Source organism: Streptomyces sp. NBC_01261, assembly GCF_036226385.1.
Classification (GTDB): Bacteria; Actinomycetota; Actinomycetes; order Streptomycetales; family Streptomycetaceae; genus Streptomyces.
The window spans coordinates 4,559,727-4,573,726 of the sequence record NZ_CP108463.1 but is presented as its reverse complement, the minus strand read 5'-3'; the positions used below and the strand labels follow the sequence as shown (position 1 = coordinate 4,573,726).

Here is a 14,000-nt window from a genome sequence, read left to right as displayed (position 1 = left end):
CGTTCATGTCTCGGAAAGCCCGTGCTCCAGCACGTCCATCGCCCGCTCCACCAGGTCCGAGAACTCCCCCTGGTGGCCGGTCTCCGCCCAGTACAGGGTCGCCTCCATGAGGCCGCCGACGAGGGACATGGCGTAGACCCGGACCTCCAGGCTCTCCGCGTCCCGGCCGGTGCGTTCGGCGATGGCGTGGCAGAGCATGTTGCCGGTGACCGACATGCTCTCCATCATCCGTGAGCGCACCGCCGGGACCTGGACCATCAAATGGGAGCGGAGGCGGGACGTCTCCTCGTCCTCCTTGAGGCCGTACTGGACGGCCTTGCGCATCACGTACCGCAGGGTGATCATCCAGGGTTCGTCGGCAGGGCGGGCCCGGAGTTCCTCCATGATGATCGGGTCGAACTCGTCCGTGATGACGATGTCTTCCTTGGTGGGGAAGTAGCGGAAGACGGTCGACGGCGACACCTCGGCGCGCTCGGCGATCTGCTCGATCGTGGTCGCGTCGTAGCCCTGTTCCTTGACCAGTGCGTACGTCGCGGTGCGGATCGCCTCGCGGGTCTTGATCTTCTTGCGCTCGCGGAGCCCCAGTTGGGGGCGGTCGGCGGGGCTGAAGGGGGAGGGTGTCGCCGTCATGGTGCTCATTGTCCGGCATCCGCCAGAGCTATGGCCCCGGCAGTGGCCGGGTCTTCCTCGGCCTCCTCCTTCTTGGCGGGCGCGGCCGGTGTGTTCGGCAGGAACGCCGCGGACAGCAGGGCGGTGGCGAGGGCCGCGACGCCGCACACCAGCAGGACCAGGCCCATGCCGTGGACGTAGGCGCTGTTCGCGGAGGAGACGAGATCCGCCGAGCCCGTCTTCTGCGCGACCAGGTGTGCCGCTACGACGGACTCCCCGGCCGTGTCGGCCGCCTTCGCGGGCAGGCCCGTGACGTCGAGGCGGTCGCGGAAGGTGCTCGCGAGCAGGCTGCCCAGCAGGGCGATGCCGATCGCGGCGCCGACCTGGCGCATGGTCATCAGGAGCCCGGCGCCGCTGCCGGCCCGGTCGCGGGGCAGCGCGCCCAGCGCGCCGTCCATCGCGGGGACGATCGAGAAGCCGAAGCCGAATCCGGTGATGGACAACCACAGCGCGGTGAAGCCGTAGCCGGAGTCGACGGTCGTACGGCTGCCCAGGATCGCGGCGAAGGCCAGCACCACCAGGCCCGCGCAGACCACCGCACGGGAGCCGAACTTGTTGACGAGCGGTTGTGCGGACCGGGCCGCGACGATCAGGCCGCCCATCATGGGGAGCAGCCGGACGCCGGTGCCGAGCGCGTCGTTGCCGAGCACCGCCTGGAGGTACTGCGGGAGCACGAACAGCAGGCCGGACAGGACGAACATCACCAGGGTCGCCGCGATCGAGCTGAACAGGAAGCCGCGGTGGGCGAGCAGGGTCATGTCGAGCATGGGGCGTTCCATGCGCCGCTCGCGCAGCACGAGCGCGGCGATCAGGATCGCGGATCCGATGAGCATGCCCACGATCAGCGGGTCGCCCCAACCGCGGCCGGGCGCCTCGATGATCGCGTAGATGAGGGCGCCGAGGCCGGCCGCCGTGAACGCCGTGGAGAGGGTGTCGACCCTGGGCGAGGCGGGGTCCTTGGTCTCGGGCAGCAGGAAGACGCAGGCGGCTATGCCGATCGCGGCCATCGGGATGTTGACCAGGAAGACCGAGCCCCACCAGAAGTGGTTGAGCAGCCAGCCGCCGATGATCGGGCCGAGCGGCAGCCCGAGCGACGAGGCCGCGGAGATGATGCCGACGGCCTTGGTGCGCTCGTCGGGGCCGAAGAGCGAGGGCAGCACGGACAGGGCGAGCGGGGTGACCAGGGCCGCGCCGACGCCCATCACCGTGCGGGCCGCGATGACCCAGTTGACGTCACCGGCCAGGGCACCGGCCACGGAACCGGCGAGGAAGATGCCGAGCCCCGCGATCAGCATGCGGCGCCGTCCGAAGCGGTCGCCGAGCAGGCCCGCCGGGAGCATCAGCGCGGCGAAGACGATGACGTAGGAGTCCGCCATCCACTGCTGCTGGCCGGTGGTGGCGCCCAGCTCACCGGCCATCGTGGGCAGGGCCACGTTGAGGATCGTCGTGTCGAAGCCGAGCGTGAGCATGCTCGCGACCAGGGCCCCGAGGGCCCACCAGCGTCGCGGGTCGCGTCGCACGTCGTTGGATTGAGTGACAGTAGCCATGAAATGAGAGTAGCTCTCAAAAGGTGGTTGATGTCAACAGAGATGTGCTGTCAGGAAGTGGAACCGGACATGAGAAATGGCCACGGCTCGAAAGCCGTGGCCATGAGGAGAAGGTGTCTCAGGTGCTACCCGTGCTGGTACGCCACCAGGGAGATCCCCACGTAGTGCACCAGGAACGCCGCCACCGTGAGGGAGTGGAAGACCTCGTGGAAACCGAACCAGCGCGGTGACGGATTCGGCCGCTTGATGCCGTAGATCACGCCCCCGGCGCTGTAGAGCAGTCCGCCGACGACCACCAGGACCAGGACGGCGATGCCGCCCGTGCGCATGAAGTCGGGCAGGAAGAAGACGGCCGCCCAGCCCATCGCGATGTAGCAGGGCGTGTAGAGCCAGCGCGGCGCGCCGACCCAGAAGACGCGGAAGGCGATGCCGGCCGCGGCGGCGCCCCAGATGCTCCACAGCAGCCATTGGCCCTTGGCGCCTGGCAGCAGCAGCATCGTCAGGGGCGTGTACGTGCCCGCGATGATCAGGAAGATGTTGGCGTGGTCGAGTCTGCGCAGGATGCCGTCCATGCGCGGGCTCCAGTCGCCCCGGTGGTACAGCGCGCTGACCCCGAAGAGCAGACAGGCCGTCAGGGCGAAGATCCCGCAGGCGATACGGGCCCGGGGTGTGTCGGCGAGAGCGGTGAGCACCAGGCCGGAGACGAGGACGGCCGGGAACATTCCCAGGTGCAGCCAGCCGCGCAGCTTCGGTTTCACATGGTCGGGAATCGAGAGCGCGGAGGGACCGTGGCCGTGTGTCGGCGTGTCCGTGGGCGCGTCGGGGACGGACGCAGTCATGCGCGCAATCGTACCTACGGAACCGTAAGTTACGTGTCAGTGCGGCGAGATGAGGGGGCAGAAGTGGCCACTCTCTCATGCGTGGCCGACGCCCGGGTACCTGGGGTGAAGCGGTGGTGACGCGCGGAAAACATGTCGATGAGGGGCTGATGAGTGGCGATCCTCACGTCGCTCGTATGTGAGGCCCTCTGGACATATGGGCGCGTGCGTCGGATGATCAAATGAGTGCGGTCGGCACCGGATGAGCGCCAAGATCGACCATCGTGAAGCATCCGGGTCGCGGCCCCCACGGGGCAACAAGGACAAAATCCCTCATCATAGGAGCAATCGTGGCGCGCGACATCGCGGCTCCCCCCGTCATCCCAACCGAACACAAGGAACTGATCTCGTGGGTCAACGAGATCGCCGAACTGACCCAGCCGGACAGCGTGGTCTGGTGTGACGGATCCGAAGCGGAGTACGAGCGGCTCAGCGAGGAGCTCGTCCGAAAGGGCACCTTCAAGAAGCTCGACCCGATCAAGCGCCCCAACTCGTACTACGCCGCCTCCGACCCGACCGATGTCGCCCGGGTCGAGGACAGGACGTTCATCTGCTCCGAGCGGGAGCAGGACGCGGGTCCCACCAACCACTGGAAGGCTCCCGCGGAAATGCGGGCCATCTTTACAGGAGAGGGAAACGGTTCCGCGGGAGAACAGGGCATCTTCCGCGGCTCCATGAAGGGCCGGACGATGTACGTCGTCCCGTTCTGCATGGGCCCCCTCGGTTCCGACCTCTCCGCGATCGGCGTCGAGATCACCGACTCCGCCTACGTCGCCGTCTCCATGCGCACCATGACCCGCATGGGACAGCCCGTCCTCGACGAACTCGGTACCGACGGATTCTTCGTGCGTGCTGTGCACACGCTCGGAGCACCGCTGGCCGAGGGCGAGGCGGACGTGCCGTGGCCGTGCAACTCCACCAAGTACATCTCGCACTTCCCCGAGAGCCGCGAGATCTGGTCCTACGGCTCCGGCTACGGCGGCAACGCACTGCTGGGCAAGAAGTGCTACGCCCTGCGCATCGCCTCCGTGATGGCGCGGGACGAGGGCTGGCTCGCCGAGCACATGCTCATCCTGAAGCTGACCCCGCCGCAGGGGGAGTCCAAGTACGTGGCGGCGGCCTTCCCTTCGGCCTGCGGCAAGACCAACCTCGCCATGCTGGAGCCCACCATCTCCGGCTGGACCGTCGAGACGATCGGTGACGACATCGCCTGGATGCGGTTCGGGGAGGACGGCCGGCTCTACGCGATCAACCCCGAGGCCGGTTTCTTCGGCGTCGCGCCCGGCACCGGCGAGCACACCAACGCCAACGCGATGAAGACGCTGTGGGGCAACTCCGTCTTCACCAACGTGGCGTTGACCGACGACAACGACATCTGGTGGGAGGGCATGACGGAGGAGACTCCGGCCCACCTCACGGACTGGAAGGGCAACTCCTGGACGCCGGAGTCCACTTCGCCCGCCGCCCACCCCAACGCCCGCTTCACCGTGCCCGCTTCGCAGTGCCCGATCATCGCGCCCGAGTGGGAGGACCCCAAGGGCGTGCCGATCTCGGCGATCCTGTTCGGCGGCCGGCGCGCCTCGGCCGTACCGCTGGTGACGGAGTCCTTCGACTGGAACCACGGCGTCTTCCTCGGCGCCAACGTGGCCTCCGAGAAGACCGCCGCCGCCGAGGGCAAGGTCGGCGAACTGCGCCGCGACCCCTTCGCCATGCTGCCGTTCTGCGGCTACAACATGGGTGACTACATGGGCCATTGGGTCGATGTGGCCAAGGGCCGGGACCAGGCGACGCTGCCGAAGATCTACTACGTGAACTGGTTCCGCAAGAACGACGCGGGCAAGTTCGTGTGGCCCGGTTTCGGCGAGAACAGCCGGGTCCTGAAGTGGATCGTGGACCGCCTCGACGGCCGCGCCGAGGGCGTCGAGACCCCGATCGGCGTGCTGCCGGCCAAGGGCGCCCTCGACACCAAGGGGCTCCAACTCTCCGAGTCCGACCTGGACTTCCTGCTCACCGTCGACAAGGACGTGTGGCGCGAGGAGGCCGCCCTGGTCCCCGACCACCTCAACACCTTCGGCGACCACACGCCGAAGGAACTGTGGGACGAGTACCGCGCGCTGGTGGAGCGCCTGGGCTAGACCCCACCGAAAACTCCGCGGCCGGCCGCCGATTCTGCCCTGACCAGCAATGTCGTCACAGGCCGGCCGCGGTGGCAGCACGACGGGCAGGGCCCCGCACAACGGCGTGCGGGGCCCTGCCCGTCGCCTTTACACCACGGGACGCCACGGCGTGGTCATGCTTCCCATTTCGCGCATCTCCCCTGCCCAGGAAGGGATTTCGGGGGACACTCGGGACAACCTGCAATGAACCCCGAAGTGAGGTGAGCGGGGTGCGCACACCGGTCAGCGATCCCCTGAGCGTGGGGCCGTACCGGATCGTCGGGCGGCTCGGCTCCGGCGGGATGGGCTGGGTGTATCTCGGCCGCTCGCCCGCCGGGCGCGAGGTGGCGGTGAAGGTCGTACGGCCCGAACTGGCCGCTGAGCGCGAGTTCCGCGAGCGCTTCGCCCGCGAGGTCGCCGCCGCCCGGCTGGTCAGCGGCGCCTACACGGCGGCCGTCGTCGACGCCGACACCGAGGCCGAACTCCCGTGGCTGGCGACGATGTACGTGCCCGGGCCGTCCCTCGCCGAGGCCGTCAGGTCGGACGGTCCGCTGCCCGAGGCGCAGGTCCGCAGGCTCGGCGCGTTCCTCGTCGAGGCGTTGCAGGCGATCCACGCGGCCAACCTGGTCCACCGCGACCTCAAACCGGCCAACGTGCTGCTCGCCTCGGACGGCCCCCGCGTCATCGACTTCGGCATCTCCCGCGTGGAGGGCGCCCCGAGCCTCACCCAGGCCGGGATCGTGGTCGGCACCCCGCCCTTCATGTCCCCCGAGCAGATGACGGCGGGTCGGATCGGCCCGCCCAGCGACGTGTTCTCCCTCGGCGGCGTCCTGGTGTACGCGCTGACGGGCCGCCCGCCGTTCGGCGCGGGGGAGGCGGTGAGCCTGCGGGTCGTGCACCGCCCGCCCGAACTGGACGGCGTACCACCGGGCATGCGGCCGCTGCTCGCCCGCTGTCTGGCCAAGCGGCCCGAGGACCGGCCCCAACTGACCGTGCTGCTGGACGAGTTGCTGGCACAGCCGCGCCCCGCGACCTGGCCGCCGCCCGCCGTGGCCCGCACGATCGAGGTCCGGCGCGGTGAGCTGGCGGCCCGGCGCGGGGGCGGCGCCAGCCTGCCGGTGCCGTCCTGTCTGCTGCTGCACGCGCAGGCCCTGCTGGACGCGGGCCTCACCGACGACATGATCACGCGGGCGGTGGCCCGTGGCGACGCCTGAGGCCTCTCTCCCGCCCGGCCGGGACTACGACATCGCCTCGTCCTGGCGGCAGTTGACGCATACCTGGGGCGCGCGCCGGAATTACCGCGTCGAGAGCGATGTCGATTCCGTCTCCCTGCAATTCGATCTAGAGGCGTCGGGGCGCACGCTCACCGTGCGTTTCATGACCACGAAAAGACTCCTCGTCGCCTTTGTCACCGACGGTCATTCTCTGCGCAAGGATCAATTGGCGATCGCCGCCGCCGCGTCGAACGCGTGGAACACCGAACAGCTGAATCCCATGCTCTCGGTGTGGGACGTGCGCGGACCGAGACCGTGCCTCGCCGGGGTCTGCGACCTCCCGCTGACCTGCCGTATCTCCCAGGCCGATTTCGATGTTCTGGCCAGTGATTGGGTGGAACGGGCGCGACAGATGTTCACCCGTTGTCATCAGGTTTTCCAGCTGTAGAAGTGAATTGAGCATTCTCAGTCAACCCCTTTCGGCCAGCCGCCTGTTGGCTCCACTATGGGCGCCAACGGGGGGTCGTCATGAGACGTACGTTGTTCACTGTCCTGATGTTGGGCTTGTTGGCCGCGGTGATTCCGGCGGGTCCGGTGGCCGCGGCCGGCGCGGACTGCGGCAAGAACTTTCCGACGCGGCTGGGCTGTTGGCAGGACGCGTTGGACGACGGGGCCGTGGTCACGGTCACGCTGAACAAGCCCCTGGGCTTCGACGCCGGCCAGAAGGGCGGCGGGGCCGCCGTCCGCCGGAACCTCAAGAACCTTCGGGTCCAGGTACCGGCCGGCGTCCACACCGGCCAGGGCGGTACCGCGCTGCTCGTCCTGGCCGGCCACGCACTCGTCGACCGGGACGCCCGGATCGACCGGCTGGACGACAGGACGCTGAGCGAACTCCCCGCCTGCGACGGCGACTTGTGCAAGGCGCTCAAGAAGTCCGCGCTCACCGGCGGCCAACTGATCGACAAGAAGGTGGGCGTCGCCGAACTCGGCGGACACAGGTCCACGGACCACACGCGCGTCCTGCTCCTCGCCCTGACCGCCGTACTCCTCCTCCTGCTCCTGGCCCTCCTCCTCGCCGTCCGCCGCTCCCGCACACCGGCCGTGGCGGGCGCGACGGAGGCCCGCTCCGAGGAGACCGGCGCCGAGACCACCGCCCGACTGCGACCCGTCCCGCCCGCCCCGGCCCCTTCCTCCTACGGCCGCCAGGTCGGACCCCGCACCGGCCCCTTCCGAACGGCCGTCGTCCGCACGGCACTTCACCCGCAGGGCTACGTCGAACTCGACCACGTCCTGTACCGCGCGGTGTGGGCCGAACCGGACCGGACGCCGCCCGTGCCCGGCGCGTACGTCGAGGTCACCGACGCCCACGAAGCCGACTCCGACGTCCTGTACGCCTTCCCGCCCGCCGCCCGGCACCACGCCCGCGGCGCCTCGTGACCCCCGTACCGCCCGCTCGACCAGGAGACGCCATGCACAGCGAATACCCGCCCACGATGCCGGCGGAGTACGCCGACATCGAGTTCGAGAACAACGCGCAACGGCTGCCGCTCGTGCTGTGTCTCGACACGTCGAGTTCCATGGCGGGCGCGCCGATCCAGACGCTCAACGACGCGCTCGCCGAGTGGACCCGGGAACTCCACGACGACGTCTCCCTCAGCTACAGCGTCGAGGTCGCCGTCATCACCTTCGGCGGCCAGGGCGTCGGCGCCTGGCGCGGACCCCAACTCCTCGACCCCCGCGCCCGGTTGAGCCCCTTCGTACCCGCGCACGCCTTCCAGGCACCCCGGTTCACCGCGTCCGGGGTCACCCTGATGACGGAGGCGCTGGAGCTGGCCATGCACGTCGTCGCGGCCCGCAAGGCGGAGCTGCGCGCCTCCGGACTCCAGTACTACCGCCCGCAGATCTGCCTGGTCACCGACGGCCTCCCCACCGATGCCACCGGCCACATGACCGACTCCTGGCACCGGCTGCTGCCCGTCCTCGCCGACGAGCAACAGGCCCGCCGCTTCCGGCTGTACGCGATCGGCGTCGGCGGCATCACCGACCGCGGCGAGCAGGTGCTCCAGGCCTTCGCGCCGAAGTTCAACGCGCGCATCCAGGGCTTCCCGTTCCGCGAACTGCTGCAGATGATGTCGGCCAGCGCGAACGCCGAGCAGAAGGGCGCGGGCGACGAGGTCTTCGAGAAGATCTTCAGCCAGTTCAAGACGCAGCGCCCGGCCTGGGAGAGCTGAGCGGTGGCCGAATCGCCCTGGCGCATCCACGGCCTGAGCGTCGAGGGCTACCGGCACCGCCGTACCGGCACGCCCTGCCAGGACGCCTGCACCTACACGGCCTCCGCGTCCGTGTCCGTCCTCGCCGTCGCGGACGGCGCTGGGAGTCGCCCACACTCCGACCAAGGGGCCCTGCACGCCGTCGAGTTGGCGGCCGAGCACTTCCGGCGCCGGGCAGCCGCCGCGTCCGGCTGCCCGCCCGGCGAGGAGGTCCACGAGCTGCTCGCGGACGCCTTCCACGACGTGGCCAAGATCTTCCTGGACACCTACGGCAGCACGGCCCCCGACTACGCCACGACCCTCACCGTCGTGGTTCTCACGCCCGGCTGGCTGGGCCATCTCAGCGTCGGCGACGGCTTCGTCGTGGTCCGCGCCGGAACGGAGGACGGGGAACGGCAGTTCCACCTCCTCCCGCAGCCGCCCGCCGTCAGCGAGTACAGCAACGAGACCGTCTTCCTCACCTCGCCCGACGCACCCCGCCGACTGCGCACCGACTGCGTGGCGGACCCGCGCGTCGACGGCGTCCTGCTCTCCACCGACGGCCTCACACAGGCCGCCCTCTCCCTCTCCGGCGGCGGCCCGCCGCAGCCCAACACCTCTTTCGTGGAAGCGGTGTTGGGCTCCCTCGACACCCCGGGACCGGTCACCGACAAAGCGCACGAGAGCCTCGCCGCCCTCCTCAGGTCGGACCGGCTCACCAGCCTCAACGCCGACGACAAGACCCTCCTGCGGGCCGTGCGCGCGGTGACGCCATGACCGGCCGCACGGTCCACCTGGACGGCAAGCCCGTCACCCTCGCCGAACTCCCGCTCAAGGGTGGGGGACAGGCCGCCGTCTTCCCGGTCGAGGGCGACGACACGATCGTCGTCAAGCTCTACCGCGACCGCCCCGGGCCCGACCTGGAGCGCCGCCTGGCCCGCATGCTCACCATGTCCCCCCTCGCCGCCCGCCCCACCGACGCCAACCAGCCCCCCGAACTCGCCTGGCCCACCGCCATGGCCCGCAGCCCCGAGGGCGAGTTCCTCGGCTACGCCATGCGCCGCTTCGGCGAACCCCAACACGTCCAGCTGGTCGGCCTGTTCACCCGCGCCCAGCGCCTCCGCCTCTTCGGCGACCGCGCCGACTGGCGCTTCCTGCTCGGCGTCGCCTGGAACCTCGCCTTCATGACGGCCCGCATGCACTACGACAACCTCGTCATCGGCGACTTCTCCAGCAGCAACGTCGTCGTCGACGCCAACGGCTTCGTCACGTTCCTCGACTGCGACTCCATCGCCTTCACCGACCCGGTCACCGCCGAGCCCTTCCCCTGCCTGATGCACACCACCGACTACTCCTCACCGGAACGCCAGTCGGGCGCCGCGGCCACCGAGGAGAGCGACAACTTCGCGCTGGCGGTGCTCATTTACCAGCTCCTCACCGCCGGCAACCACCCCTTCGGCGGCGTCCCGCACGACAGCACCCCCGAGTCCACGGTCAAGGACAACATCGCCGCGAGCGTCTCCTACGTCGTCCGCCCCGAGGCGGTCGTCATCCCACGCGGCACCGTCGACCCCTCGGTCCTCCCGCCCGGCCTCCTCACCCTGGCGCACACGGCGTTCGGCGCGGGCGTCCACGCCCCGTCCGCCCGCCCCACCCCGGAGGTCTGGCTACGCGCCCTGGACCAGGAGCGCTCCCGCGTCCAGAGCTGCCCGCAACGCCCCCTGCACTCCTACGGCTCCCACCTCCCGACGTGTCCGTGGTGCACGCGGGCGGCGGTGACGGGACACGACGTGTTCAACGTGCCGGTACGGCCCACGATCCCGGCGCCTCCCGCGGCCCCACCGGTGCGGGAGGACCGCTTCGGCCCCCTGAAAGTGCTCGGCGTACTGCTCCTGGTCGTCCTGGTCCTGATCGTGCTGGGTCACCTGTCCTGAGCACGCCCGCGCTCCTCCAGGAACCGGGTGTGCGTCTCCTGCCGCCGCTCCTCGGCCTCACGAAGGGCCCGCGCCAGCCCCCGCGCCTCCTCCTGAAGCACCGTCAACTGCCGTTCCAGATGCCGCTCAGGGGGTTCGGCGCCCGGCGCCAACCGCGTCCACCACCGCGTCCGTACGAATGTGTCGACCGCCTCCGGCACGTCCTGCCGGATCGCCCGCGACAGGATGTGCACGCCCTCCGGATCCTGCGCGAGATCATGCGTGACCTGCGGATCGAGGAGCCCGGCGAGGAGCTGGTTCAGCTCGGTGAGCCGGCCGGCGGCGGCGGGCGGCAGCTCGACGCCCGCCAGATAGCCGCCGAGCTTCTCGAAGTCGTCCCGCAGTTCCTCCAGTTGGGCCGACGGGTCCGGGAAGTCGGGCAGCGCCGGCCGCTCCGGCGGGGCGATCAACGCACCCGCGCCGTACAGACCGACGACCACGACCGGCCAGTACGGCCCCGCCACACCCACGAACGTCAGCACCAGCCCGGCGAGCCCGCACGCGCTGCCGGTGAGGTTCTTGCGGGACTCCAAGCAGCCCAGGAATCTACTGGTAGCCACGGATCTCCTCGAAGGCGCCGTCCAGCGAGCCCTGTTGGGCGTCGAAGAGCCGGCCGCCGGTCAGGTCGGCGATGTGCTGGAGCTCCGCCTTGTCCGAATCGCCGAAGAGGATCGGGAAGACGGGTATCTCCCGCTGGGCGGCGGGGAGTTGCCGGTAGAAGCCGTCGAACTCCTGCGCCTTGGCGCCGGTCGTGTTCTCGCCGTCCGTCATCAGCACGATCGAGGTGAACGTGTCGCCGCCGGTGCCGAGATGCTCGTACGCCTTCTCCAGCGAGGTGTAGATCGCGGTGTTGCCGGCGGCGCCGAGCGCCTTGGTGTCCGCGCGGATGGAGTCGAGCCCGGCCTGCGGGTCGCCCGGGCTCACCACATGCGTCCTGACGCTCTTCACGGCCGACCCGAACGGCATCAGGGTGACCTCCTCGCGCTGCCGGAAGTCCCCGGTCAGATCGGTGAGGGCCTTCTTCAGCCGGGACAGCCGGTCACCGTCCATCGAGCCCGAGGTGTCGAGGACGTACACGGTCCGCGACGGCCGGCGCAGCTTGTTCTCGTACGAGTCGAGGAGCCCGTCGGCGACGGACCGGCTGCCGGGGAACGGGAGTTCACGCCGTCGGCTGGTGTCCAGGCCGGACGCGGGTGGTACGGAGAGGACGACCGGGCGGCGGTGCGTGCGGGTGGTGATGAGCCGCTGGAGGGCGTCCGTGCGCAGGTCGGCCGTCACACGCCGGACGTTCTCGCGGGTTGTGGCGTCCGTCGAGGCGAGCGAGGTCAACGGGTAGTCGGCGGTGACGACTCCGTCGCTCGGGCGGATCACGGTCAGGCCCGGGATGCCCTTGAGGACGGACTCGTAGTTGAGCAACGCGTCGACGTTCCCCCGGCGTTGGTAGGCGGTCGCCAGCCAGCCCGAGGAACCCGACGTCAGCTTCTGCCCCTTGAAGAACTCCTTCAGCCGGGGAGTCGCCTTGGTGACGTCCGCGTCGGTGAGCGCCGACTGGGCGCCGGAGAGGGCGGAGGCGACCGAGATGAGGGTCGAGAAACCGGAGTTGGAGCGGGCCGGGTCCGTCATGCCATAGGTCAACCTGCCCTCCTGGACGGCCTGTTCGATCTGCGACCAGGTGACTCTGTCGGACGTCCAGCCGAGTGCCGTGACGGTGGCCGTCTTCACACCGATCGCGACCGGGCTGGACATGATCGGGGTCTCCGACACGACCTTCTTCGCCGCGTCGGGCCGTAGCCGCAGATAGTCGTTCGACGACAGCCACAGGGCGTCGTACCGCCCGTCGGCCTTGCCCTTCGCCAGCAGGTCCACCGCGTCGAGGGTGCCCATGTAGGTGGGGCGGATCGTGATGCCGGTGTCCTTGCGGACCTGGTTGAACACCGTGGTCATGTCGCTGAGTTCGCTGGAGGCGAGGACGCGCAGGGTGCCGGGGCGGGGCGCGTCGTCGGTCTCGGCCTTCGTGTCATGTGCCGCCGACGTGCACGCGGTGAGCAGCGCGGCCGTTCCGAGGGCGAGCGCGAGGAGACGTCTCATCCGAGCCCACCCTCCAGCGCGCTCCGCGACCGGCTCCGCTCCAAGTACGTGCCGGCGTTCTGGAGTTCGGACGTCAGGGACTCCACGGTCGCCGCCATCACCTCGGTCGCCTGGACCTTGTAGGTGTCGATGGCGTCGAGGGTGCGGTAGATCTGCTGGAAGGCCGTGCGGAGCGTCTCCGCGCCCACCGCCGGGTCGGCCGCGATGCGCTGGATCTCGCCGCTCTGCGTGGAGAGCATCTCGGCGTTGCCCCGGATGAGGTCCTCGGTCGTGCCGCGCAGGGCGTTGACCTGGTCGACGACCTTGCGCTGGTTGTCGAGCGCGGAGGCGAGCATGACCGAGATACGGAGGGCGGAGACGGTCGTGGTCGCCGCCCGGTCGACGCCCTTGATCAGCTCGTCGTTGTTGCGCCGTACGACGTCCATCGCCAAGTAGCCCTGCGCGCACACCGCGAGCTGGGTCAGCAGGTCCTGGTGCTTCTGCCGGACCGGGAAGAGGACGTCCGCGCGCAGGGTGTCGGCCTGGCTCGGATCGGCGGCCTCGACGCCGGTGATGTGCTGCTCGACGGCCGTGTCGAGGGCCTGGGTGAGGACCACGTACTCCTGCAGCTTGCCCATGGTCTCCCACAGCCGGACCCGCTCGGTCTGCAACGCGGCGTTGTCACGCCGGAGTTCGTCCTGACCGCCGCGGAGAGAGCCCACGATCTTGTTGAGAGTCCCCTGCGCGGAGGCGTACTTGGCGACGTGGTCGCGCAGTTTGTTGCCGCCGGGGAGCCGGGACAGGAACTTCCGCCCCTTGGAGGCGGACAGATCACGCGGGTCCAGGTCCTCGACCACGCGCCGGAGTTCGACGAGCGAGCCCGCCACCTGCGACTGCGCGTCCCCGCCCTTCGACGGCAGGCTCCGCACGGTCCGCTCCAGCATCCGGTTGGACTGCGCGGTGGCGGTCCGCATCTCACCGGCGCCGAGCGCGCTGATCTCCCCGACCTTGCCCGCGAATTCGGGCGAGCGGGCATCGAGCGAGGCGAGCCCGTCGACATAGGCGGCGGCCTTCTGTGCCATGTCCGTACGGACGCTCTCGTCCACGGGCACAAGCCCGCCGGCCCTCTCCTTCGGTACCGGCGCGACGGCCTCCGGCGGAGTGAGGGTGAAGACGTCGTCCCCGCTCTGGGTGTGCTGACTGCTGTTCTGGCTGGTGTTGGAACTGCCGCTCATGTGGTTCCCCCC

The 14,000-nt window shown here is 69.9% G+C and carries 13 protein-coding genes; 7 read left to right on the top strand and 6 right to left on the bottom strand.

The annotated features are described in order from the left end of the window. Positions 1–3: 3 nt before the first annotated feature. The 3 genes from OG226_RS19740 to trhA form a co-directional block, all read right to left on the bottom strand. A complete protein-coding gene (locus OG226_RS19740; protein WP_329349612.1) occupies positions 4–639 on the bottom strand; it encodes a TetR/AcrR family transcriptional regulator in 636 nt (211 codons plus the stop codon). Continuing rightward, entirely contained in the window at positions 636–2,216 is a 1,581-nt protein-coding gene (locus OG226_RS19735) for a DHA2 family efflux MFS transporter permease subunit (protein ID WP_328679607.1), read from the bottom strand. The genes OG226_RS19740 and OG226_RS19735 overlap by 4 nt, the downstream gene beginning before the upstream one ends. Positions 2,217–2,341: 125 nt before the next feature. Continuing rightward, the gene (gene trhA / locus OG226_RS19730) at positions 2,342–3,055 is read right to left on the bottom strand and encodes a PAQR family membrane homeostasis protein TrhA (RefSeq protein WP_328679606.1); all 714 of its coding nucleotides are present in this window, start codon (positions 3,053–3,055) and stop codon (positions 2,342–2,344) included. Positions 3,056–3,384: 329 nt separating this feature from the next. Between trhA and OG226_RS19725 the strand changes: the two genes are divergently transcribed. The 7 genes from OG226_RS19725 to OG226_RS19695 all read left to right on the top strand — a co-directional run bounded on the left by OG226_RS19725 (position 3,385) and on the right by OG226_RS19695 (position 10,647). Then, positions 3,385–5,229 (top strand): phosphoenolpyruvate carboxykinase (GTP), encoded by a 1,845-nt coding sequence (locus OG226_RS19725; RefSeq protein WP_328679604.1) that lies wholly within the window; start codon positions 3,385–3,387, stop codon positions 5,227–5,229. A 251-nt stretch (positions 5,230–5,480) separates the two neighbouring features. After that, entirely contained in the window at positions 5,481–6,464 is a 984-nt protein-coding gene (locus OG226_RS19720; RefSeq protein ID WP_328679602.1) for a serine/threonine-protein kinase, read from the top strand. Continuing rightward, positions 6,451–6,912 (top strand): hypothetical protein, encoded by a 462-nt coding sequence (locus OG226_RS19715; protein WP_328679600.1) that lies wholly within the window; start codon positions 6,451–6,453, stop codon positions 6,910–6,912. The genes OG226_RS19720 and OG226_RS19715 overlap by 14 nt, the downstream gene beginning before the upstream one ends. An 80-nt stretch (positions 6,913–6,992) precedes the next feature. Beyond that, the gene (locus tag OG226_RS19710; protein ID WP_329349611.1) at positions 6,993–7,901 is read left to right on the top strand and encodes a hypothetical protein; all 909 of its coding nucleotides are present in this window, start codon (positions 6,993–6,995) and stop codon (positions 7,899–7,901) included. A 32-nt stretch (positions 7,902–7,933) separates the two neighbouring features. Then, complete coding sequence (locus OG226_RS19705; RefSeq protein ID WP_033285223.1) at positions 7,934–8,695, top strand: vWA domain-containing protein; 762 nt, start codon at positions 7,934–7,936, stop codon at positions 8,693–8,695. A 3-nt stretch (positions 8,696–8,698) separates the two neighbouring features. Continuing rightward, positions 8,699–9,490 carry a PP2C family serine/threonine-protein phosphatase gene (locus tag OG226_RS19700; RefSeq protein ID WP_328679595.1) on the top strand — a complete coding sequence of 264 codons (792 nt, stop codon included), beginning with the start codon at positions 8,699–8,701 and terminating at the stop codon, positions 9,488–9,490. Then, entirely contained in the window at positions 9,487–10,647 is a 1,161-nt protein-coding gene (locus OG226_RS19695; protein WP_329349610.1) for a hypothetical protein, read from the top strand. Before OG226_RS19700 ends, OG226_RS19695 begins: the two co-directional genes overlap by 4 nt. Here OG226_RS19695 and OG226_RS19690 read toward each other — a convergent pair. From OG226_RS19690 to OG226_RS19680, 3 genes are read right to left on the bottom strand one after another with little or no spacing between them, the layout of a single operon-like run. Then, positions 10,635–11,246, bottom strand: a complete 612-nt coding sequence (locus tag OG226_RS19690) for a hypothetical protein (RefSeq protein ID WP_329349609.1) — start codon at positions 11,244–11,246, stop codon at positions 10,635–10,637. The two genes, OG226_RS19695 and OG226_RS19690, sit on opposite strands and share 13 nt — an antisense overlap. Further along, positions 11,233–12,774 carry a vWA domain-containing protein gene (locus OG226_RS19685; RefSeq protein ID WP_329349608.1) on the bottom strand — a complete coding sequence of 514 codons (1,542 nt, stop codon included), beginning with the start codon at positions 12,772–12,774 and terminating at the stop codon, positions 11,233–11,235. Before OG226_RS19685 ends, OG226_RS19690 begins: the two co-directional genes overlap by 14 nt. Then, a complete protein-coding gene (locus OG226_RS19680) occupies positions 12,771–13,988 on the bottom strand; it encodes a toxic anion resistance protein (protein ID WP_329349607.1) in 1,218 nt (405 codons plus the stop codon). Before OG226_RS19680 ends, OG226_RS19685 begins: the two co-directional genes overlap by 4 nt. Positions 13,989–14,000: the final 12 nt, after the last annotated feature.